General features: G+C 47.3%; 23 protein-coding genes. 11 read left to right on the top strand and 12 right to left on the bottom strand.

Translation table 11 applies throughout. The features are described 5' to 3' along the window. The first annotated feature begins 146 nt into the window (after nucleotides 1–146). From dnaN to BUQ78_RS05505, 6 genes are read left to right on the top strand one after another with little or no spacing between them, the layout of a single operon-like run. A complete protein-coding gene (gene dnaN / locus BUQ78_RS05530) occupies nucleotides 147–1,304 on the top strand; it encodes a DNA polymerase III subunit beta (protein WP_074199544.1) in 1,158 nt (385 codons plus the stop codon). Continuing rightward, complete coding sequence (gene recF / locus BUQ78_RS05525; protein WP_014805917.1) at nucleotides 1,294–2,355, top strand: DNA replication/repair protein RecF; 1,062 nt, start codon at nucleotides 1,294–1,296, stop codon at nucleotides 2,353–2,355. The genes dnaN and recF overlap by 11 nt, the downstream gene beginning before the upstream one ends. After that, a complete protein-coding gene (gene mnmG, locus BUQ78_RS05520) occupies nucleotides 2,356–4,245 on the top strand; it encodes a tRNA uridine-5-carboxymethylaminomethyl(34) synthesis enzyme MnmG (RefSeq protein WP_014805918.1) in 1,890 nt (629 codons plus the stop codon). Further along, nucleotides 4,242–4,727: a DciA family protein gene (locus tag BUQ78_RS05515; protein WP_014805919.1), complete on the top strand. Its 486-nt coding sequence runs from the start codon at nucleotides 4,242–4,244 to the stop codon at nucleotides 4,725–4,727. Before mnmG ends, BUQ78_RS05515 begins: the two co-directional genes overlap by 4 nt. A gap of 31 nt (nucleotides 4,728–4,758) precedes the next feature. Continuing rightward, nucleotides 4,759–5,541 (top strand): cell division protein FtsL, encoded by a 783-nt coding sequence (locus BUQ78_RS05510; RefSeq protein ID WP_074199543.1) that lies wholly within the window; start codon nucleotides 4,759–4,761, stop codon nucleotides 5,539–5,541. A gap of 57 nt (nucleotides 5,542–5,598) precedes the next feature. Then, the gene (locus BUQ78_RS05505; protein WP_014805921.1) at nucleotides 5,599–5,991 is read left to right on the top strand and encodes a class II SORL domain-containing protein; all 393 of its coding nucleotides are present in this window, start codon (nucleotides 5,599–5,601) and stop codon (nucleotides 5,989–5,991) included. A gap of 63 nt (nucleotides 5,992–6,054) precedes the next feature. Here the strand turns inward: BUQ78_RS05505 and BUQ78_RS05500 are convergent, their stop codons facing one another. From BUQ78_RS05500 to pstC, 7 genes are all read right to left on the bottom strand, one after another. Continuing rightward, a complete protein-coding gene (locus BUQ78_RS05500; RefSeq protein ID WP_014805922.1) occupies nucleotides 6,055–6,756 on the bottom strand; it encodes a transglycosylase SLT domain-containing protein in 702 nt (233 codons plus the stop codon). A 185-nt stretch (nucleotides 6,757–6,941) separates the two neighbouring features. Beyond that, on the bottom strand, nucleotides 6,942–8,708 hold the full coding sequence (locus BUQ78_RS05495) for a sensor histidine kinase (RefSeq protein WP_074199542.1): 1,767 nt from the start codon (nucleotides 8,706–8,708) through the stop codon (nucleotides 6,942–6,944). Between the two features lie 6 nt (nucleotides 8,709–8,714). Next, a complete protein-coding gene (locus BUQ78_RS05490; RefSeq protein WP_074199541.1) occupies nucleotides 8,715–9,404 on the bottom strand; it encodes a response regulator transcription factor in 690 nt (229 codons plus the stop codon). Next, nucleotides 9,401–10,093, bottom strand: a complete 693-nt coding sequence (phoU, locus tag BUQ78_RS05485; RefSeq protein ID WP_014805925.1) for a phosphate signaling complex protein PhoU — start codon at nucleotides 10,091–10,093, stop codon at nucleotides 9,401–9,403. Before phoU ends, BUQ78_RS05490 begins: the two co-directional genes overlap by 4 nt. A gap of 36 nt (nucleotides 10,094–10,129) precedes the next feature. Then, nucleotides 10,130–10,903 (bottom strand): phosphate ABC transporter ATP-binding protein PstB, encoded by a 774-nt coding sequence (gene pstB / locus BUQ78_RS05480; RefSeq protein ID WP_074199540.1) that lies wholly within the window; start codon nucleotides 10,901–10,903, stop codon nucleotides 10,130–10,132. Between the two features lie 16 nt (nucleotides 10,904–10,919). Beyond that, a complete protein-coding gene (gene pstA / locus BUQ78_RS05475) occupies nucleotides 10,920–11,783 on the bottom strand; it encodes a phosphate ABC transporter permease PstA (protein ID WP_014805927.1) in 864 nt (287 codons plus the stop codon). Beyond that, on the bottom strand, nucleotides 11,774–12,652 hold the full coding sequence (gene pstC / locus BUQ78_RS05470; protein WP_074199539.1) for a phosphate ABC transporter permease subunit PstC: 879 nt from the start codon (nucleotides 12,650–12,652) through the stop codon (nucleotides 11,774–11,776). Before pstC ends, pstA begins: the two co-directional genes overlap by 10 nt. Before the next feature lie 183 nt (nucleotides 12,653–12,835). Between pstC and BUQ78_RS05465 the strand changes: the two genes are divergently transcribed. Further along, a complete protein-coding gene (locus BUQ78_RS05465) occupies nucleotides 12,836–14,284 on the top strand; it encodes a leucyl aminopeptidase (protein ID WP_074199538.1) in 1,449 nt (482 codons plus the stop codon). 41 nt (nucleotides 14,285–14,325) lie between these two features. On the opposite strand, the gene BUQ78_RS05460 is transcribed toward BUQ78_RS05465, so the two are convergent. The 3 genes from BUQ78_RS05460 to BUQ78_RS05450 all read right to left on the bottom strand — a co-directional run bounded on the left by BUQ78_RS05460 (nucleotide 14,326) and on the right by BUQ78_RS05450 (nucleotide 16,322). Then, nucleotides 14,326–14,961: a M48 family metallopeptidase gene (locus tag BUQ78_RS05460; RefSeq protein WP_074199537.1), complete on the bottom strand. Its 636-nt coding sequence runs from the start codon at nucleotides 14,959–14,961 to the stop codon at nucleotides 14,326–14,328. Nucleotides 14,962–15,134: 173 nt separating this feature from the next. Then, entirely contained in the window at nucleotides 15,135–15,938 is an 804-nt protein-coding gene (locus tag BUQ78_RS05455; protein ID WP_014805931.1) for a family 1 encapsulin nanocompartment shell protein, read from the bottom strand. Nucleotides 15,939–15,959: 21 nt separating this feature from the next. Further along, nucleotides 15,960–16,322 carry an encapsulin-associated ferritin-like protein gene (locus tag BUQ78_RS05450; protein WP_014805932.1) on the bottom strand — a complete coding sequence of 121 codons (363 nt, stop codon included), beginning with the start codon at nucleotides 16,320–16,322 and terminating at the stop codon, nucleotides 15,960–15,962. 148 nt (nucleotides 16,323–16,470) lie between these two features. On the opposite strand from BUQ78_RS05450, the gene BUQ78_RS05445 reads away from it, so the two are divergent. After that, a complete protein-coding gene (locus BUQ78_RS05445; RefSeq protein WP_074199536.1) occupies nucleotides 16,471–17,373 on the top strand; it encodes a DMT family transporter in 903 nt (300 codons plus the stop codon). A gap of 114 nt (nucleotides 17,374–17,487) precedes the next feature. After that, nucleotides 17,488–18,624, top strand: coding sequence for a M20 family metallopeptidase (locus BUQ78_RS05440; RefSeq protein WP_074199535.1), 1,137 nt, complete (start codon nucleotides 17,488–17,490; stop codon nucleotides 18,622–18,624). Between the two features lie 67 nt (nucleotides 18,625–18,691). On the opposite strand, the gene BUQ78_RS05435 is transcribed toward BUQ78_RS05440, so the two are convergent. Together BUQ78_RS05435 and murB are read right to left on the bottom strand one after the other, a co-directional pair. Continuing rightward, nucleotides 18,692–19,192, bottom strand: a complete 501-nt coding sequence (locus tag BUQ78_RS05435) for a GNAT family N-acetyltransferase (RefSeq protein ID WP_084532237.1) — start codon at nucleotides 19,190–19,192, stop codon at nucleotides 18,692–18,694. A gap of 16 nt (nucleotides 19,193–19,208) precedes the next feature. Then, complete coding sequence (gene murB, locus BUQ78_RS05430) at nucleotides 19,209–20,165, bottom strand: UDP-N-acetylmuramate dehydrogenase (RefSeq protein ID WP_074199534.1); 957 nt, start codon at nucleotides 20,163–20,165, stop codon at nucleotides 19,209–19,211. A gap of 215 nt (nucleotides 20,166–20,380) precedes the next feature. Between murB and nuoE the strand changes: the two genes are divergently transcribed. Continuing rightward, nucleotides 20,381–20,860, top strand: a complete 480-nt coding sequence (gene nuoE, locus BUQ78_RS05425; protein WP_074199533.1) for an NADH-quinone oxidoreductase subunit NuoE — start codon at nucleotides 20,381–20,383, stop codon at nucleotides 20,858–20,860. Between the two features lie 10 nt (nucleotides 20,861–20,870). Continuing rightward, nucleotides 20,871–21,272 carry a thioredoxin domain-containing protein gene (locus BUQ78_RS05420; protein ID WP_074199532.1) on the top strand — a complete coding sequence of 134 codons (402 nt, stop codon included), beginning with the start codon at nucleotides 20,871–20,873 and terminating at the stop codon, nucleotides 21,270–21,272. Nucleotides 21,273–21,298 lie beyond the last annotated feature (26 nt).

The following is a 21,298-nucleotide window of genomic DNA, read 5'->3' as shown; positions in this document are numbered from 1 at the left end:
TTTTCGAGCTTTGCACATACTTATCCACGGTGGAAAAGTATTGCTCCCAGACATAAAGACCGACTTATCCACAGCATCCACTGCACCTATTACTATTACTGCTTTTTACTTATTAATATAAAAGTAATAACAGGAGGAACTACGGCATGAGGATAAAAATAGACGACCAAGCACTGGTAAGAAACTGGCAAATAGCAGAAAGGACATCAAAGGGACCTAAATCCATGGCAGTGCTTTCAAGCATATATGTTAAAGCATACAACGATGTAATAACATTAATGGCCACAGACCTCAAGACATCGATAAAATGTTCAATACATGAAGCAAAGATTGAGGAGGAAGGAGAATGCGTCTTTCCCACTAAGGGCGTTGGGGAGATCATTAAAAAGTTGTCCACAGGATACCTGATTGAGACAACGGATAGAAAGGTAATTATAAAGGACGACAGAAACCAATTCACCTTTACCACCTATCCGACAGACGAGTTTCCAAAACTGCCCACATCTGCCTCAGCTACACTTGCATGTCACATTGAGGCAAGAGAGCTATCGAGGATCATTTCCGAAGGCTCTTTTACAGGCTCCAGTACTGAGGAATTTCCACCATACCTATCGAGTGCTCTCTTGGAGTTCAAGGAGGATTCCATTAAGCTGATAGCCACGGATGGCAAGCGACTATCTTTATCCGAGGCCATTTTATCAGAAACGGATCATGAAAGGACAGAAAGCTTACTTATTCCAATAAGGGGAATTAATGAATTGGATAGGATATTATCTACGTTAAGTGAGGATACGGTCGTTGAAATTTTGTATGACGATTCGCAGTGCTATTTTAGAACCGAAGACATTGAATTGGCCATAAGGAGAGTTGAATCCGTATTTCCTCCTTACGAGAAGATAATCTTATCGGATAAGACCACCTGGATGATCGTAGATCGACAGCAGCTAATAGATGCTCTTGAAAAGGTCGAAATAGTTGTACGCGATTTTAATAAGGTCGTCATCTTAAATCTAAAGCCGGCAGGAAACCTCCTGATATCCGCCTGTGCCCAAAACGTAGGAGAGGCCTTCGTTCATGTTGACGCAGATATTGACGGAGAGCCGCTCAAGGTTGGATTTAACGTATCCTACCTGCTGCAGGGGCTTAAGGCAATCGGAGATCCCATCGTGCGAATGAGCTTTAACGGAACACACGGACAGATGAGGTTGCAAAAGCTTGGGGATGACAAGTTCCTCTACATCCTTATGCCGGTCATATTGCCCGAGGAAATGGTAAAAGAAGAAGGAGAAACGGATGAAATTTAGCCAAACATATTGGCTGAATTATAAAAACTTGAAACCGGAACGGGTCTGTTGGTATGAAGGTCTAAACTTAATAGTCGGCCCAAATGCCTCCGGCAAGACCAATACGCTTGAGGCTCTGTCCATGCTTTGCGGTTGGTGGGGGTCTCGACGCAAAAAACTTAAGGACCTTGTAAACTGGCAATTGCAAGGTCGTGGTGTAGCAAGGCTTCACTCCAAGTTTTGCGGAGAGGAAGAGCTTGCAGTATCGATGACAATCGATGAGAAGCGTGTTATCGAGATATCTGGTAAACAGGGTAATGCTTCAATATTACGAGCGTTCATCCCCTGTTTATCCTTCTGGAGCGACGATGTATATTTAGTAGATGGACCACCATACGTGCGACGAAACTTCTTGAATCAGCTGTGTGCTCTTATAGTACCTTTATATGCCAGAAGATTATACGATTATAATAAGCTTTTGCGACATAGAAATCACAGCTTAAAAAGGGGGCAATATGACTCTGTCATAATAAAGACGATGGCCCCCCTCGCAGCGTGGATTTGGTCCTATAGGAGAACGATAGTAGATCTCTTAAAGATAAGCTTTAAAGAGATATCTCCTTCGTTGCTTGATTTTGATGTCGAAATTGACATGAAGGAGGGCAGCTGTGACTTATTTGAGGATCCCTTGGAGGGGTTCTATAAGTCTATAGCGGCCTTTAAAAATGACGAGATGGCTAGGCGAGTATCGCTTGCTGGTCCCCATAGAGATGACTTAAGCATGACGATAACAGGCAGACCTGCCAGTGAGGCGTTAAGCCGGGGTCAGAGGAGAAAGCTCGCCGTGACGTTGATGCTCTCTGCTGCGAAGGTTGTGGAATTCAAGATGAGAAAAAGACCTATAATATTGTTGGACGAAATTACGGCGGAGCTCGATAGCGAGGCAAAATCTAGTTTGATCAACGCGCTTTTTAACAGCGGTTGCCAGGTGATTGCGGCTACCGCTGACGACAGGATAGGCGAATTTCCTGGAAAAGTCTGGCATATTGATCAAGGGGGATTATCAGTTTAAATGTCTTCTGTACGAGATGAAAATACCTTCGATGTAATAGTGGTTGGAGCTGGGCATGCAGGATGTGAAGCTGCGTTGGTTTCTGCACGGATGGGCGCCCGTACTCTTTTACTTAATCTCTATCTCGATAATACGGCCCTGATGCCCTGCAATCCCTCCATTGGAGGACCTGCCAAGGGTCACATAACTCGTGAGATAGATGCCTTGGGCGGAGAACAAGCCAGGGCCACGGACGCTTCGACCCTTCATATAAGATGGCTTAATACATCGAAGGGACCGGCTGTAAGGGCACTTAGAGCTCAGTGCGACCCATCCGATTACCATAGGCACATGATAGGAACACTGGAGACTACAGATAACCTGTACGTCCACCAGGCTATGGCAACAGACCTGCTTACAGAAGATGGACGTGTAGTAGGGGTTAAAACTTTGTTGGGCCAAATCTATAACGCCTCCTGCGTCATAATAACGACTGGACCTTATACGAACGGGAAGGTTTTCATAGGTCAGGTTAGCTTTCCTTCCGGACCTTTGGGTCAAATGCCATCGCTTAAATTATCATCTTCGCTAAGGCAAATTGGATTCGAGGTGGACAGGCTTAGGACCGATACGACGCCGAGGCTTCATGCCGACACGATAGATTTTAAATCTTTAAAAGCACAGCAGTCTGCAGCTGAACCGCTGTGCTTCAGCCATTGGGGAGAACCTCGCGTTTATGGGGGTTTTTCCTGTTATCTAACGAGATCTACTCCAAGGACCCATGAGATCATAAGGTCTTCTTTATCTCGATCCCCTTTGGCGAGAGGCGACTTGGAAAGTCCAGGCCCCCGTTACTGTCCGTCCATAGAGGATAAGGTCATCAGGTTTCCCGACAAGGAATCTCACCCGATATTCTTAGAGCCGACGTCACGCTACACTAAGGAGATATATATGCAAAACTTCTCGACGAGCCTGCCCTACGACGTCCAGGTCGAGATGGTAAGGAGCATCCCGGGGTGTGAAAGGGCACATATCCTTAAACCTGGTTATGCCATTGAATACGATTATTTTCCACCAACCCAGCTTCATCCATGGCTTGAGACCAAGTTGGTGGAGGGACTGTTTTTTGCCGGACAGATAAACGGTACTTCCGGTTACGAGGAAGCTGCAGCACAAGGGCTGATTGCAGGCATCAACGCCGTTTTGAAGTTAAGAGGCGAAGAGCCCCTTGTGCTGGGCAGGCACGAGGCCTACATAGGAGTATTGATAGATGACCTAGTTACCAAGGGAACACGTGAACCGTACAGGATGCTTACAAGCAGGTGTGAATACAGATTGCTATTGCGTCACGATAACGCAGACAGGAGGCTTGCCCCCATAGGCAGGCGTTTGGGCCTGATCGACGATGTGCGTTGGAATGTGTTGACCAGAAAATGGAAGGCTATCGATGATGAAATAGACCGCCTTAAAAGCGTGAGGGTTTACCCGTCGCAAGCTGTCAACGACTTGCTCTTTTCTTTGGGCCAAAAGCCCATAGATGAGCCGATCCTAGCCTACGATTTGTTGAAGAGGCCTGGTATAGACCATAAATTTATCTGTAAGATCGTCCCTCCGCCACAGCCCCTTGACGATGAGGTAAAATCAAGAGTAGAGATAGAGGTTAAGTATTCCGGTTACATACAGAAAGAAAATGCCTTGGCAGCTAAAATGCAGAGGATAGAGCAGCTTCGCATTCCCCGTGATATGGATTATGACGATGTCTTTGGCTTATCGTCGGAGGGAAGGGAGAAGTTAAAAAAGATAATGCCAGGCACTTTAGGCCAGGCTGGCCGAATATCAGGCGTTACGCCGTCGGACTTACAGGTTTTATGGATGTATCTGGAGACGAAGGAGAGATGTAAGAGGTCATGAAGTTTAGGATGAAAGAAGCTCCAGAGCACGTGTCTAAGGTGCTTGAAAGGGAATTGTCTAAGGAACTTAAGGATCTGTTAGATTTTTACAGGATCAAAAAAACATGGGCAGAATTGGTTGGCATGGCATCAAATAAGTCGAAGCCAATCCAAATTCAGGGGAGGAAGCTTCAGGTAATAGCTGCATCACCTCTGATAGCTCAGGAAATAAATATGAGGAGTGGACAGATAATCTCCCGTGCCCTATCCTTGGGCATAAATATAGATTCCATATCGGTATATGTGGGAAATGTTCTCGATAAGGATGAGATGTCTCATTCAAGCACTGTTCCCCGATTAAAACCTTTAAGTGAAGAAGATATTGCCCAAGAGGTTGAAAGGGCAAAGGAAAGGTTTAAGGGTAAAAACCTGTCTGACGATATGATAGAGAGGTTGTCTAGGTTGTATGTAGTTTATAATAAAAGGTTTAATTCGTTTAGTTAAATGGCTAGACATAGATAAGGAGATGGCGAACATGAAAAAATATCTAAGTTTCGTCGTTAAAGGGATAGTTTTGGTCGTAATATTTGCCTTTTTGTCCCTTTGTCTTACGCAGCCTTCCTATGGAACGGAGTTCGAGGACCTCGTTTCTTTATACGAGAGCAAGGAAGCCGGAGAAAGCGACGGTTTAAAGCTGCAAGAGCGCCTATTACAGCAGGCCCCTAAGGATATGTCTCAATATGATATGTGGGAATCATTATTTAACAAGGATTTAAACGACGAAAAAAGAGCCTCAATTGCATTGAGACTGATCAGTGAACTATTTCCACAGGGAGATCCGGCCCTCTGGAGTTCGATAGAGGGTCTATGGATACCTCAAATGGTCCCAAAACCACTGGCTGCCTTAGATGCCGTGTATGTGGCTATAGGTTCGTTGCTGTCGATGGACGAAAAGGGCGCTCCCTGGCTTGCAAGGAGTTTATTTTTGCGCCTTTACGAATCAAGAGAAGCTAGGATCTATGGCATACGGACCGCTCCGGTTGAGGTGGCAAACATCATAGAAAAGATAAAGACTAAAGCTCCTCTGGCTCCCCTTGGGGGCTGGCCTACTCCCAATATGGTCGGAAATCTTCCCTTTGCGTGCAAGATATATGGCTATATCAGCGTGGATACCGCTCTTTCATATAATATGACGTTTCTTGATTCTATGGGAAGGCCACGCGGTGGATCGGGCCTTTACGCGTGGGATAGGGCAAGGGGTAGAATATATATTGTAAGAAGCGGACCTTCGGAAGATGAGATATGGTCTCCTTTTTAAAATGTGTTAAAATAAAAATGCATTTAAAAAGGACGTTTAAAAAGGAGGGGGTTGGATATGAAGTTTGAGGCCTTAATGCAGTCAGGCGATTGGAAGGGTGAAAAGCATATCCCGGTCATTGAGTCTCCCGATGAGGTCGCTTCCGGCGAAGCGTTCGTTATTACGGTTAGCGTGGGCAAGGAAATACCTCACCCCAATACGACGGAACATCATATCAGATGGATAAAGTTATTCTTTAAGGGGGAGGATGAAAAGTTCCCCTTTGAGATTGGTTCTTACGAATTTACGGCTCACGGAGAGCATGTTGGCGGTCCCAATACTGGCCCAGCTTACAGCGAGCCCTGCGTAACCGCCAAGGTTAAGCTTAACAAATCCGGTACGCTTTTGGCCATGTCCTATTGCAACATACATGGATTATGGGAAAGTTCTAAGGAGATAAAGGTAAAGTAAACGGCATAAGCGGTTAGTCGCCAATACACCCCTAAGCTAATTTTTAGCTTAGGGGTGTATCTTTTATAGAAAACTTTCAAGTGCCATCATGTTTTTGTTGATCATATTTTTGTACCTTACGGATGCCGTTCCGTAATATCGATCTAATGCCTTATGCTCCGATCCGTAAGCCCTAATATAACGAGACAGCAACAATGCACCGGCGGCTATTCCAAGCTCGGGGTCGTTTAGGTGGTTTTTTGACGTTATTCCGTTGGCTGAAAGTAGAGCAGAGTGCGTATCCCACACTACCTGCATGACTCCAACGGCACCTTTGGAGCTGGTCGCCTTGGGATCGAAGTGGCTTTCAGCCTTGGCAACGGCGATGAGGAGCTCCTTGGGAACGCCATATTTTTTAGAGTAGTATGCGAAAGCACAGGCTTCCCTCCATAACGTCTTGGATGCGATTTTGGGGTTGACCTTTCTGATGTACTTGGCGAGGGATGCTATCATTTCCTGCTCATCTGGAAGCATTTCGCTTAAAAACCTAAGCGTGGAGGTGGGGCATTCTTTTTGCCAGCGAATTATATCTTCAGGAGAATTGCCTGTTTCTGCCAATGTTTGAATGATCTTATCGTGAAAAACGATATTTTCTTTTGATTTTTCGTCATTTATCTCACCAATTCCGGGAGTAGCGATGGATAGTATGGTAGAGAAAAATAAAAATATCGTTACTATCTTTGCCATGATATAGTATCTCGCGCGAAGCGATTTCTTCAATATCATCGCAACCTCCTTTTGTAAGAGTTTAAATCCCTTACCACCTACCTCTATGAAATAAGTATTTTTACCTAGCCGCAGGTGCCAAAAAACACAATAGACCGCCCTTAAGGCGATCTATTGTATACTAATGACGGCACAATTTCAATTACAATCCTGATTGTACATCCTTTTTTGGGATTTGAAAACCCCTAATCCCGATTTTTTTCGGGCAATTTGGGCAGGCTTATCGTAAATGTGGTAGGTTCTGCCTTAGACGTGAGCTCTATTAAACCACCATGGGCCTCTATTATGTTTTTTGTGATGGCGAGTCCAAGCCCATAACCGATCGTTTTCCTTCGTCCCTTTAGCGAAACTGATCCCCTTTGGAACCTCTCGTATATGCCTTCGGTCATATCCTCCGATATGCCAACGCCGTTGTCCGATATCTGTATACGCCAATGAGTATGCCCATCTATGAGCGATACGGATATGAAACCTCCGTCTTCGTCCTCATATTTCTGTCGGGTGAATTTAAGGGCGTTATCGATGACGTTTCCTATTGCCTTCTTTAGTTCCTCGGGTGAAGCTAAGATATTAGCGCTTTCTGGTTCTATGACTACATTCCAGCTTATTTTCCGAGCCTGTGGGTAGTCTCTATATTCATCAACGATTTCTCTGAGCAATTGAGCCAAATCTACGATCTGTCTTTTTTGCATCATCGATTTGTTTGGTTGTGCTTCTAGCTTGGCAAGATATAGCAAATCGTCTACTAATTTGGATAGGCGTTCCTGCTGGTTTACGATCTTCTTGAGCAGCTCCCTTTGTTCTTCCTGTGGTAATTCAGGATTATCCATTATGATCTCGGCAGAGGCCCTTATCACCGTAAGTGGAGTCTGAAACTCGTGGCTGGCGTCGGCCATGAAATTTCTTCTGGCCAATTCGAGCTGCCTTTGTTCGGTCATGTCCGTGATTAAGAGCAAGAATCCCTTGCTTATCCTTCTACCCTTACAGTTAAGATATTTATTTTTTGAGGTTGTAATTTCAACGGATGCCTCAGGTGATATCCTCAAGGTGTCGTAAAGTTCCATGAGCTTAGATATCCCCGCAACACCGATGAAGGGTTTGCCCGTATAATCGCCCTGCGGCATATCCAATGAATTGATGGCGCTCTCGTTTATGTAACGCACGCGTCCTTCGTTGTCAATGAGGATTACGCCTGCCGGCAGTAAGTCTATAAGTTGTTTTAGGTCGTTTCTTTGTTGGCTCAAGTTCTCCAAGGCGTGCTGTAAGTTCTCGGCCATTTCCTTTAAGGATCTCGCCAAATTGGAAATTTCAGGAGGACCTACCAGCGAAAACCTCGCCGGTTTGCCCAAGGCTAAATTCTCAGCTACCGAGCTAAGCTCGCCCAAGGGATGTAAAATCCGTCTTACGATGAGATGGCCGAAGAAGGTGGCCAAACATAAGACGAAAAGCATCAGCATGAAAAAGTAAAGGCTTAACTTTTGTCGAACCGCGCTGATTTCTCCCAACGTCCTGGATAGCGTAATCACTACGTCTCCGTCTTGCAATGCAATCTTCTTAAAAAAGTTAACAGTATAATATCCACTGTTTTCGTTATAAATGTATTTGGTAACTTCCGTTCCCCTTAAGGCTTCTTGGAACTCCAGATTCCCGAACAAATACTCTATCTTCGCTTCGTCAGGCTTGCTGTCCCACATGGCTCTGCCGGTCGTGTCGTACAGCAATATTCTATCTTCGATCAACCCCTTATTTTTAGATAGGAACGATATGGCCTCTGGCATCTTCAGCTCCTTTAACGCTTCCTCCAAAGAGTTAGCCAGCTTGCCCTGATCATCGATAGAGCGTCTTAATAGCAAGTCCTCAGATGTCTTAGATGCCAAATACCACGACGAACCGACAGATATCAAGACGAGAAGAATCGTAAATAATATGATTCGTCCTTTAATGCTTCTCATCGTTCGTTATACCGCTATTCTATAACCGCGATGCCTTATGGTCACGATCAAGGAAGGATTAATGCCCAATTCCTTGATTTTTGCCCTCAGCCTGCATATATGGGCATCAAGGGTTCGCGTTTCCCCCAAAGACGTACCCCAGACCTTGACAAGGAGCTGCTCCCTGGATACTACCTTTGGCGCGTTTTCAATGAGGACCTTCAATATCTCGGTCTCGATAGGCGTTAAACTTATGCTCTTGTCCTCGTACGTCAATTCGCCAGTATCTGCGTTTAACTCCATCTCGCCTACCTTTATTAATTCACCAGATCTCGAAGTGGAAGATCTTCTCCTTAATATTGATTTAATCCGGGCATGCAGTTCGCTCAAAGAAAATGGTTTTTTGATGTAATCGTCGGCTCCAAGCTCAAGGCCTTCTATTACGTCCCTCTCGTCGCGCCTGGCCGTGAGCATGATGATCGGTATATCCGCTGTGGCGGGATCCTTTTTGAGCCTGCGGCATACTTCCCAGCCGTCCATGGTGGGCAACATCAAATCCAATATGACCAGCTGGGGCAGCGCTTCGTAACATATGGAAAGCGCCTTATCCCCATCATCTGCAACGATGACATCGTATCCCTTCATGGCGAGATACTGTTTTATCAGTGATGCTATGGATTTCTCGTCTTCAACCACGAGGATCTTTTCTTCCCTCAAATGACCTCCCCCTTGGGCCTCCTTATTTGCGAAGCCGATACCTTCTTGCCTGTTACCATATATATGACCCTTTCTGCCAGGTTTGTGGCGTGGTCTCCGGCCCTCTCAAGCGTCCTAGATATCAGCAAAAGCTCCGTGGCCTGTTCTATGACGTTTGGCCTTTCGATCATTATGAGCAACAGCTCCCTAAAGATCTGCTGATCCAGGTCGTCCACCTCGTCGTCCATGCGGCATACCTCTTCGGCCTTTTTTACGTCCCGCTCCATGAGGGCCTCTAAGGCCTTGTCAACCATTTTCCTTATGTCGTTTTCCATTCGCGGTATGTCCAAGAGAGGTTTTATATGCGGGCGATCAGACAGCCTTATAGCCCTCTTGGCAATGCTGGATCCGTAGTCTCCTATGCGCTCAAGATCGACCGCCATATGCATGATGGCAGAGACGGTCCGCAGGTCTTGTCCCAAAGGTTGAAACCTAGCCATGAACCTCAAGCAGCTCATATCTATGTCTTCTGCCAGTTCGTCGAGCAAGTTGTCTCCCTTTATGACCTCTCTGGCCTTGGCTACGTCCTGTTCCTTCAAGGCCGTCACGGCTTGTGATATGGCGTCTACCGCCAATTTGCCCAACTTCAAGAGTTTTTCTTCCAATTTCTTCAATTCCACGTCTATGTGTTCTCTGACGTTTATCTCCATCTCTCTTTCACCTTCTTTTAAGTCTTTATAATAATTTTATCCGAATCTTCCCGTGATGTAATCAGCTGTTCGAGGATCTTCTGGAGCGGTGAATATCTTTTCCGTGGGTCCTGCTTCTATCAATTCGCCCATGAGAAAGAAGGCCGTCACGTCGGATATCCTGGCCGCCTGCTGCATGTTGTGCGTCACGATCACGATCGTAAATTTGCTTTTCAGGTTTCTGATGAGCTGTTCTATGCGAGCCGTTGCCAGGGGATCCAAGGCCGATGTGGGTTCGTCCATCAAAAGTACCTCGGGATTTACGGCTATTGCCCTTGCCACGCACAGGCGCTGCTGCTGTCCGCCGGACAAAGAAAGGGCAGATCTCGTCAGGATATCCTTAACTTCATCCCACAAAGCGGCAGCTTTAAGGCTATTTTCCACTATTTCGTCCAGCTTTTCCCTTCTGGTTATGCCATGAAGTCTGGGGCCGAAGGCCACGTTATCGTAGATCGACATGGGAAAGGGGTTTGGTCGCTGAAACACCATGCCGACCCGTTTCCTTAGCTCTATCAAATCCATTTCCGGCGAATATATATCAATGCCATCTAATAGAACGGTACCTTCCACCTTAGTATTGGGCAGGAAATCGTTCATCCTGTTGAGACACCTCAAAAAGCTGCTTTTACCGCATCCTGAGGGTCCTATCAGTGCAGTGACGTTTTGGCCCTGTATATCCATGCTTATGTTTTTTAGAGCCATGACGTTGCCGTAATATAACCTCAGGTTTTCGACGCTTATCTTCGGATTGTCCGTCGAATGCCTAATCATCTTAATCCTTCCTCCGCTACATCAAATAGCGCCTGCGATTCAATCTCGCACGCAATATTATACCGACCAAAGTGATGCCCAATACCAATGTCATTAAGACTAGGATGGCTCCATACTGTAGAGGGCGAGTTTTATCTATGAAGGTGCCGGAGGTCGCCAGCACATATACGTGAAAGGGCAGGGCCATCACTTCGTCGAATAAACTTTTGGCGAGCCCCGGAGTGAAAAAGGCCGCTCCGGTGAACATTATTGGCGCCGTTTCGCCGGCCACTCGCCCAACGGAGAGTATAGCTCCGGTAAGTATTGATGGCATGGCGCTTGGTATGACGACCTTCCTTATCGTTTGCCACTTTGATGCACCCAAGGCGTAAGCAGCATCCCGAAGGCTTTGGGGGACGGCAAGCAAAGCCGTCTCCGAGGCTCCGACTATGAGCGGCAGGGCAAGGCAGCCCAAGGTCAATCCCGCCGAAAGGAGAGAGGGCCCGAACTTCAACAGTATACAAAAGAACGAAAGGCCGAAAAGCCCGTAAACTATCGATGGAATGCCCGCCAAGCTCCTTATGGCCAACCTCAATGTTGCCGTAAGGAAGTCATCCCTGGCATATTCGACCAGGTAAATGGCGGTGCATATCCCTATGGGGAGGGAAAAGGCCATGGATACTATGATGAGCTGTAAGGTTCCAATAAGGGGAGTCAATATGCCACCCTCGGTCATGGAGTTGCGAGGGGGTTGGGTCAGAAATTCGATCGATATGGCGCCTATTCCCTGGGTTGCTATGAACGCCAATATGCCAAAGAGGACCAAGATGACAAAAAACATAGAAGCCCATAGAAGGCATGTGAGCAACCTGTCCTTAAGTTTTCTCCTGTTCAACGCCACTGCCACCTCCAACGCCTCTCGATCCAAATGGTCGCAAAGTTTAAGATCAATGTCATAAGCAGAAGTAGCAACCCGGCAAAAAACAGGGCATGGTAATGCGGAGAGCCTATGGGTGTCTCGCCCATCTCAGCTGCTATCGTGGAAGTAAGCGGTCTGATCGGATCGAACAGGCTTTTGGGAATTATGGCAGCTCCACCTGCTGCCATCAGTACCACCATGGTCTCGCCGATGCCCCTCATCATCCCAAGCAAACATGCCTGAAGGATTCCGGGCAGCGCGGCAGGTAAAACCACCCGCGTTATGGTCTCCTGCCTTGTGGCGCCCAATGCGATGGCGGCATCCCTGATATCCGACGGCACCGATGATATTGCATCGTCAGCAAGCGATCCCGTTATGGGTATTATTAGCAAGCCCAGAAGAAGCGAAGCGTTGAACAAATTTAATCCGGTGACTAGGTCAAAGGCATTCTGAAGCCACGGAGCAAGCATCACCATTCCGATGAATCCCAACACCACGGACGGTAAAAACCCCAGTATCTCAAGCATCGGCTTCATGAAGTTCCTCATAGCCCTAGGGCATACCTCCGATAGAAATATGGAGACCATTACGCTCAAAGGGAGCGCGATCAAGGAGGACACCAAGGTTACGGCTAGAGATCCGACTATGAGCGGCAACATGCCGAATTCGGGAGGAGAATAGGTTGGATACCAGTAAAGGCCGAATAGCAATTCCTTTAACGTAACGCTCTTTAGGACCGGGAAGCTTTCCTTCATCAAGAACATGAGGGTAAAGATCAGTATGAATATGCCTATCATTGCTACTGCGCTAATCGTAAGCTTTGCTAGCCTGTCCTTTTGCTTCAGGTCCATTGGCTTATAACGTCTCCTTTCTTTGGAGATGCGCGCATTCGATTAAATTTTATCATGGTTAATGTAACGATAACCTTACGACGTCGTAAAGGTACTGTTACATGTGTTTTCTGATAACATAAATGAAGTGCACTGATCATAAAAAATTTTATGAGTTGACTAAATCTTTTGGAGGTGTTCTTTGTGAGAGTTTCAAGGGCTGATATTAGTCTAAATGAGCTGAAGGGTAAAGCCGTCAGCATCTTTGTCTTTGAGGACGAACTGGCTGACACGGTAAAGTTTATAGGTGATTTAAGCGAGTCGGTTAAAAGGCAGGCACAACTTGAAGGCTACTTTGGCAAAAGGGAGAAGGTGCTCAAGGTCACGCTCCCTGGTGAGCGCATACAAATCGTGTTTCTGGTTGGGCTAGGCTTGAAGTCCAAGGTCAGGTTAGATGACTATAGGACTGCTTCGGCATTGGCTATAAGGGCAGCTCGGGAGTCCAATGTGGACGATCTGTATGTCCTTTCACCGGAGATGGATCATTTCATATCTCAGGCGATAGCTGAGGGCGGCTTGCTTGGTGCTTATGATTTCGATAGATACAAGGGCAAAGCCAATGGGGGGCAAAAAATACAAAACCTTTACCTAATCGGCGGTGACGAGAATGCGATAGAGAAGGGCACGCTTTTTGCCTGCGGGCAAAATTATGCCAGAGATTTGGCGAATGAACCGCCCAACGTGATCAATCCCATTTCGTTAGCGGATATAGCGCGCAACCTTTCCGACGACATGGGGCTCGATTGCAGGATATACGATGAGAAGGAGCTGGCAGATATGGGCATGAACGCCTTGCTTGCTGTTGGCAGGGGATCTGTGAATCCCCCCAGGCTTATCCACCTTACGTTTAAACGAAATAGCAATACAAGGCTTAAGGTGGCGCTCGTGGGAAAGGGATTAACTTTCGATAGCGGTGGACTTGACATTAAGACCCCGGATAACATGAGGACAATGAAGGGAGATAAGACCGGAGCTTGCATTGTCCTGGGGGCCATAAGGACCTTGGCCAAGTTGAATTTGGATCTCGAGGTGCACGTCCTCATAGGAGCGGTCGAGAACATGCCCGGCGGTTCTTCCTACAAGCCCGACGACATAATCAAGGCATACAACGGAAAGACCATAGAGATAGATAACACCGACGCTGAAGGACGTGTTACCATGGCCGACGTCTTAAGCTTCACGTCAAAGCTTAAACCCTCTTACATCATAGACATAGCCACGCTTACCGGTGCTTGCGCCGTGGCCTTGGGGCCCTATACGGCCGGACTATTTTCAAACGATCAAGCTTTGTGCAATGATTTGCTGGAGGTATCAGCCTTCACGGGGGAACGTTTCTGGCAGCTTCCCATTGACGATGAGCGCTTGAGAAAGCGTTTGGAATCCCCCTTTGCGGACTTGCTTAACTCGGCGGGAAGATATGGCGGCGCCATAACTGCCGCGATGTTCTTGCGCGAGTTTGTGGACGAAGGCATATCTTGGGCTCACATGGATATCGCCGGGGTCAATTATTACAGGGAGTCATTCGGTTACTATCCGAAGGGTTCGTCGGCATTCGGCATAAGGACAATTCTCGAGTGGCTTTCAAGGTTATAGTGATAATCAAGCCGAACGGGTAACCCGTTCGGCTTGATTATTTAGCTGCGGGCTGCCACCTCCTGGGCTTTGGCCCTTACATGCTGGAGCCTTCTTTCGGTGGGCGGATGGGAATTAAAACCGCTGGGGCTGGTGGTATATCCTGCCTTTGCCATCTTTTCCAAGGCACTGACCAATCCCCATGGGTCGTAACCTGCCTTGGCGGACAGTTCTATGCCATAGTCATCGGCTTCAACCTCCTGTTCCCTGCTGAAGCCGGATTCAGCTAGGGCATAACCCAGATCTAGGGGGTCAATTCTGCTCGAGGAATTTCCGACAGCTCGAAAAATCAAGCTCCAGAGAACACTTCGTGTCACTGTCCTGCCATAATGATTGAGCTTTATATGTCCAATTTCATGGGCCAGAACGCCGGCAAGTTCATCTTCGCTGTCGAGCAAGTCTAACATTCCCTTAGTCACGGTTATGGAGTACTTGTTGAGTGAAAAGGTAACCCAGGCGTTGGGTTCCTTCTGGTCTACTACTGTAATAGGCGCAGAGGGATCCAATCCGGCGGCCTTGGCCAGCCTTTGCCATACGTCCTTTACGGCTGCCGGTTGTAGCGATGCCTCGGACGTACCGGCGATGAAGACGACCAGTAAAATTACAGCGATAAGTGAGCGCCTTATCACTTTGTCCACTATAATCACCCCCCCTTTAATATAATGACGGGGTAGACAACATATGCTATAAACATATTTTATTCGTTTCAACTCAATTGTAATGCTATATTTTAGGATTGGAAATACTGATTTTACGCAGACTGACAGGGGGATAAAAAATAGGCTGAGCCTTGAGCTCAGCCTATTTTCGCTCAATCGACCAACTTTAGCGGTACGGCTGCCTCAGGGGTTACCACATTGAATGTGAAGGTCTCGGTGAAGTAAAGTGATACCATGCCTTCCCTATGCTCCTTATAACCTATGGAGATGTCCTTGCCAAGTATAAGCTCAAAATCTCCGCCCCTCAGGGAGATCACAATGCCATCGTTTACGTTAGGCGAGAAGACTACTTTTCCGCCATCCAATATGTCGGCGATCTTTTTGTATAAGGGGTAAGTCTCCCCTAAGGAGTATATCCTGCTCCAAAGGACTGGACCAGCCACTAGGGCATAAGGACCTTCAATGCCCCACTGGGTGAAGTTAAGCTTGACCTGGGTCAAGCTGGTAAGCAAATCCGTCGGGTTTTGTATTGGCAGTTCTATTGAATATTGCTGCGATGCGTTAAAAAATCCTTCTATGCAAGCATCGTCCAACCCGTAAAAGATTGCCTTATCCTCGAAGGCAGCGACTTTTCTTGCCGCCTCTTCGAGGTTCGTTAGATCCGGCGACTTTAAGCCCCTCTGTACATTGTCGAGCTCGCATATGGAAAGGTCAAAGGGTACGTATACCTCTACCAAAGGCAAGCTTAAACGGGTGGCGTAGCATATATCCTTGGAGGTGCTGCCCTTCTTTATCCTTCCGGTGGGGTAGGCGGCGTAATCCCAACCGAAGGGTCCCAGTACGTCCACAATCTTCCTGGCCGACAGGTTCGGGATTAATACCTCTTTGGCCCTTTTGGTTATCTCATTCCACGCGCTTTCGTTTACCGGTGCCAATTCCTTCTTTAAAAAATCCATCTTCATCCCTCCTTTGCCTTTTTATTCTTTAAGGGAACCTATGTTTAAGCTAAGATCGCTTCCTTCGCCCTTCGAGGACCCCTCGCCCGATGCAGCTAAAGCTTCGATCTCCGTGATCGGAGCTTCGGTGAAAAGATATGTCCTCAAGGCCTCATCCCAACCCGGCATGTTACGCCTTAGCCATTCAAGGAGCATTGCGGCGTGCTCCATCTCCTCGTTCCTGTTATGCTCTATGACGGCCTTGATCGTAGGGTCCTGTGTCGTTGCCGCCCTGTCGTTATACCACATGACCGCTTCGACTTCTTCCTTGAGGCTGGCAAGAGCTCGATGGAAATCTCTATCCTTTGCGGAGATCTCTTCCACGGGTTCATGATATTCGGCCATTGGCAAATCCCCCCTTAATTTAGTATGATTTTCAAAATTCATTATACTTCATATATGAGCTAAAATGTAAGTCGAGGTTCTTAACAGAGATCATTCTGTTTCCGATCATGGAAGCCGCGGATACGAGGGGAAAGCGAAGAAAGACGAAATGAACGCTAGAGAGCCAAAGTTTGCCGAAGCCGAAATTGGATTAAAGGAATCTGTAGATTGGCCCAGCCTGATAGCTCTAATGGTGACATTGCTGGTTTGGTCATCGGCCTTTGCTGCCATAAAGGCGGGGTTATCGTTTTATTCTCCGCTTCATTTGGCAGTTCTACGTTTCATCACATCATCGATAATTCTGCTTCCCTTCCTGCTATTTAAGTTTGGATTGCCGGATCTTAGTGATCTGCCCTTCATATTTTTCCTCGCCGCTACTGGCATGCTTCTTTATCATATACCTCTTTGCATTGGAGAGCAGACCGTCTCTGCCGGATCGTCCAGCCTCTTGATCTCCACTGCGCCCGTGTTCACGGCCATCATAGCGGTCATCGGGTTGAAAGAAAAGATGACCTTTCTGGGGTGGATCGGCATAGCCGTGAGTTTCGCCGGTGCCGCCCTTATTGCAGTGGGGGAAAGCGGAATCAGGATATCCCTTGGAGCCCTATGGATATTGTGTGCAGCCTTTATGGAATCCTTTTATTTCGTATTTCAGAAGAAGCTTTTGCCTAAATATGGTGCCTTCAGGCTTACCTCCTACGTGATAATAGCCGGTACCATTTTGATGATGCCCTTTGGAAAGGGCCTCTTTGACGCCGTTGCAGCAGCTCCTCTATCGGCTACCCTCACCGTCGTATATCTTGCGATATTTCCTACCTGCATCGGATATGCAGGTTGGGCCTATGCTTCGTCAAGAAATCCGGCTTCGCTGGTAGCGAGCAGCTTATTTTTAAATCCCGTGCTGGCCATATTTATAGCCTGGGTGTGGCTCGAAGAGATTCCATCCCTTTTATCCGTCATCGGCGGCTCTGTTGCAATATTGGGGGTATGGATATTACAAAGGACCAGATGAGCCGAAGTTATGCCTCCATTTTATGTTATAATAATTAAAACCTCTAAGTTGCTCTTTTTAAAAAGATGTTCGCGGAGGTGATTTGGAAGCGGGAGCTTCAAGGGGGTGTTTTTAATGAAAGACGATCGCTTTGATCGGCTTGCAGATGAGCTTGTAAGGCTCATCGAAATTCCCAGTTCGAGCGGTAACGAAGGCCCCATTCTTCAATACCTGGAAGACAGGCTGCAATTTTTAGGAGTCCCTACCGAGCGACAGAGCACTTCCGGAAAAAACGGAAATTTAATCTTCAACCCGGGTTCAAAGTTGTTGTTCGATCTTCATGTCGATACAGTCCCAGAAGTAATGGATGGCGAAAGATGCCGTACTTGCCTGGACGGCGACTTGGTTTACGGCAGAGGCGCGGCAGATGTTAAGGGTTCCATAGCCTCCTTGATAATTGCATTAGAGGATTATGTGGACCAGTCAGGACCCGACTACGAGCTTCCTGTAAGCATAGTCTTTACGGTGGATGAGGAACAGGGCGGCAGCGGAGCCTACAAGGCAGTGGACTTAAGCCCGGAAGAGGTTGTCGTCTTTGAGCCGACGGAGCTTGATATATGCACCTCCGAAGCTGGAGCAATTGGGGCTAGGCTCAATTTTTCTGGTCAGCCTGCTCATGGAAGCGATTTTGAGGCCGGCAAAAATGCCATTTCGAAGGCCGTCGATTTTATGTTTAAGTTGGGAAAGTTGCCTTTTCTCGCTGGTAAGCACCCATACATCGGTGAGGCAGGATTCAACGTTCAGTCCTTAAGCGGAGGTTCGCCCAAAGAGCTCATCGTGCCAGGCAAGTGCGAAATGTACGTCGACTTCAGGCTATTGCCCCATGTGGATCACAGGGAGGCCGAAAGACAATTGAGGGAGTTTTTTGAAGGCGAGGGCATAGAATACGAGATAGATGACGTCTCTCCTCCCTTCATGCTGGATGAAGACGTTCCAATCGCAAAAAAACTTAATGATGCTGCCTCTACGGCGCTCGGGGTAAACCTGCGTATGGGAGCCTTTAAGAGTTGGAGCGATGCGGAGCCCTTTGTTACCGCGGGTGCCTCAGCGGTCGTCTTTGGTCCGGGAAAGCTTTCGGTTGCCCATACCTACTTTGAGCATATTTCAGTCAAGGAAATGGACTTGGCCAGCAAGATACTGACAGCCTTTTTGTTGAACAATTCATGCCCTCTGGGGCGCGAAAAAAGCTATATAAAGCTAGCGGATCTTTAAAAATTACAGTGAAAGGACGGATAGTCCCGATAACCATTGGCTGTCCGTCCTTTTTAAAATGGACCGCTTAAAGTTCCTTGATGAACCTGACCCATCTTCCCTTCTTTTCCATCTCGACAAAGCCTTGACTTTTATAGAAGTTTCGTGCCCGTAAGTTCTTTTCGCCGGCCCACAGCTCTACGATCTTTGCTCCTTTTTGAGCAAGAAGCTTTACGGCCTCTTCAAGAAGCAGCTTTCCTATGCCGTGACCCTGATAATCAGGGTCTATCACTATCTCGTGTATCTCTCCCACAATGTGTCCATCCGGGGAAACCCATTTATGATCCGTCGATACGAAACCCACGATCCGTGAACCGTCAAAGGCGACTAAAAAGCCACCCTCTGCCCGCCTGTAAAGCCATTTTAAATACTTCTTTATCGTTTCCGGATCCGTGTCAGCATATTCCTCTAGGCCTTTATATGCGCGTTCGTAAAGCTCCGTTAGTTCCTCTTCAAAATCCACCGGATTTATGCATTGGATCTTTACGGGACCTGATATATTGTCGGGTTCAAAACCCCATGGCCTCACCACCTCCTTTGCGTGACTAAAGAAATTTATGCAATGGAGCTATATCTCCATTTGGCGTTACGTACCTGACCTCGCATTCCAGCCAATAGCCGATTCGGCAGTAAATTACATCTCGAATTTTGGATATCAGCTCAAAGACGTCCTTCGACGTGCCACCACCCAGGTTGACTATGAAATTTGCATGGACGGTGCTGACCATTACGTTACCCACGCGAAGGCCCTTCAGTCCGGCGTCCTCTATGATCTTCCCGGGAGGGCCTGCTAGCTCATATACCTCGGGCTTGTTGGTGAATACCGAACCACAGTTCGGCTGCTTCAAGGGAAACTTGTGCTTTCTTTCTGCCAGTACGTTAAGGATTCGTTTTCTTATATCCCTGGGGTCGCCTGGAGTTCCCCTAAGATGTGCCCTTAAAATTATTAGATTCCTATGTTGAAATACAGAGCTTCGGTAGGAAAACTCGCAATCCTCGGCCGACATCTCTATGACATTGCAATTTTCGTCCAGTGCCCATACGCGCTTGGTCATGTCGCCGATGGATTGCCGTAAACTACCTCCATTCATGTATATCAGTCCGCCCAATGTGCCGGGAATTCCGCTGGCATGCTCTAATCCGGCTATACCCCTTGAAGCGGCAAGCCTGGCAAGACGAGGGAGCCATATCCCCGCATCGGCAATTATATCCTGCCCGTCTATCCTTGCAGTTGCAAAGGACTTACCAAATTTTGCCACAATGCCCCTGAAGCCGTCATCGGAAAAGAGGATATTGCTGCCCCTTCCGATGACGATCAGGGGAATGTCGTCTTCTCTTGCCAAGGCCACCAATTTTTGCAGCGACGTCGTGTCGGTTATATGCACCAAGATGTCAGAGGGTCCACCTATCTTCCAAGTGGAATGCATGGCCAAGGGCTCATCCAATCTCACTTCGCTAACGCCAATTGCAAGTAGTTTGCTTGCTAACTTCCTCGGTTCCAATTCAAACCCCTCGTCTCGTTTTGTAACTTGTAATAGGATATCAAACTTTTGGCATATGTATAGGGGCGATTTGCAGGAATGGGTAGCAAAGCTTGCAGCCGTACAGATTAATATAATGCAATATACAACTATGTGGCTACTATAATGGAATTATAATATAGTAGAATATACAAATATATGTGATTAGTTATACTTGTCACGAGAGGAGGAGAGTAGTGACGGAAGAAGAATGCAGGGGTGGGCACGATTTTGCAGTTATTGAGGCGATTGCGGCCAAGGCTAAAGAGGAGAACTTGGGGTTGATACCCATTCTTCAAAGGACACAAGAGGCGATAGGCTATTTGCCTAAGGAGGCATTGAGGACCTTGGCGGAGCTATTGCATGTGCCATACAGCAAGGTCTTTGGAGTTGCGACCTTTTACGCACAGTTTCATTTGACGCCAAGGGGTCGACATATCATTCAACAGTGCGATGGCACCGCCTGTCACGTAAAAGGCGGCCCGCGAATAAGGCGAGTCATAGAAGAAGCCCTAGGCATCCCGCCCGGGGAGACTACTTCAGATCTTAAAGCCACATACGAAATTGTATATTGCCTTGGGTCCTGCGGGCTGGCTCCGGCCGCGATGGTGGACGGCAAGGTGGTCGGTAGGCTAACTCAAGACAAGATGAAAAGAATTTTAGCTTCTATGGAATGAGGGGTGTGAAATGTGTGCCTCTAAACTCACTAGTCCCGAGGATCTTCAAAGGCTGGCGGAAGAGACAAGAAAGGAATTAGCCATCAGGGAAGGGGCCGGAGTGACGATAAAGGTTTTCGTAAGTCCTCTTGATCCCAAGGGAGCGTCGAGGTTGGTTGCCAGGACGTTTATGGAAGAGACAAGAAAGGCAAATATCGCAGCTAAAGTTATCATAGCCGAAGGCGAAGGAGCCTCGAGCTTTGAGCCCGTCGTAGAGATCGAAACACCAAGAGATGGCGTGGCAGTTTACAGGAATATAACACCGGATAAAGTGCCCATCCTGGTCAAAGAGCATCTCGTCGGAGGAAGGGTTGTCTTTGAATGGCTAATCTCCCAAAGGCGCAGCCAGCACGTGTTGTTTAGCTGGCAATGATTTTTTGAGCATCAAGGAGGTCTACC

This window comes from Acetomicrobium flavidum (assembly GCF_900129645.1).
GTDB classification, from domain to species: Bacteria; Synergistota; Synergistia; order Synergistales; family Acetomicrobiaceae; genus Acetomicrobium; species Acetomicrobium flavidum.
This window is presented reverse-complemented; position numbering and strand designations above follow the sequence as displayed.

Excerpts from the sequence above, each read along its gene's own strand:
- BUQ78_RS05500 (WP_014805922.1), bottom strand. The coding sequence starts at position 6,756 with ATGATATTGAAGAAATCGCTTCGCGCGAGATACTATATCATGGCAAAG.
- pstC (WP_074199539.1), bottom strand. The coding sequence starts at position 12,652 with ATGGACCTGAAGCAAAAGGACAGGCTAGCAAAGCTTACGATTAGCGCA.
- BUQ78_RS05440 (WP_074199535.1), top strand. The coding sequence starts at position 17,488 with ATGAAAGACGATCGCTTTGATCGGCTTGCAGATGAGCTTGTAAGGCTC.
- BUQ78_RS05445 (WP_074199536.1), top strand. The coding sequence starts at position 16,471 with ATGAACGCTAGAGAGCCAAAGTTTGCCGAAGCCGAAATTGGATTAAAG.
- BUQ78_RS05495 (WP_074199542.1), bottom strand. The coding sequence starts at position 8,708 with ATGAGAAGCATTAAAGGACGAATCATATTATTTACGATTCTTCTCGTC.
- BUQ78_RS05505 (WP_014805921.1), top strand. The coding sequence starts at position 5,599 with ATGAAGTTTGAGGCCTTAATGCAGTCAGGCGATTGGAAGGGTGAAAAG.
- mnmG (WP_014805918.1), top strand. The coding sequence starts at position 2,356 with ATGTCTTCTGTACGAGATGAAAATACCTTCGATGTAATAGTGGTTGGA.
- dnaN (WP_074199544.1), top strand. The coding sequence starts at position 147 with ATGAGGATAAAAATAGACGACCAAGCACTGGTAAGAAACTGGCAAATA.
- BUQ78_RS05510 (WP_074199543.1), top strand. The coding sequence starts at position 4,759 with ATGAAAAAATATCTAAGTTTCGTCGTTAAAGGGATAGTTTTGGTCGTA.
- pstB (WP_074199540.1), bottom strand. The coding sequence starts at position 10,903 with ATGATTAGGCATTCGACGGACAATCCGAAGATAAGCGTCGAAAACCTG.
- BUQ78_RS05455 (WP_014805931.1), bottom strand. The coding sequence starts at position 15,938 with ATGGATTTTTTAAAGAAGGAATTGGCACCGGTAAACGAAAGCGCGTGG.
- phoU (WP_014805925.1), bottom strand. The coding sequence starts at position 10,093 with ATGGAGATAAACGTCAGAGAACACATAGACGTGGAATTGAAGAAATTG.
- BUQ78_RS05450 (WP_014805932.1), bottom strand. The coding sequence starts at position 16,322 with ATGGCCGAATATCATGAACCCGTGGAAGAGATCTCCGCAAAGGATAGA.
- BUQ78_RS05515 (WP_014805919.1), top strand. The coding sequence starts at position 4,242 with ATGAAGTTTAGGATGAAAGAAGCTCCAGAGCACGTGTCTAAGGTGCTT.
- recF (WP_014805917.1), top strand. The coding sequence starts at position 1,294 with ATGAAATTTAGCCAAACATATTGGCTGAATTATAAAAACTTGAAACCG.
- BUQ78_RS05420 (WP_074199532.1), top strand. The coding sequence starts at position 20,871 with ATGTGTGCCTCTAAACTCACTAGTCCCGAGGATCTTCAAAGGCTGGCG.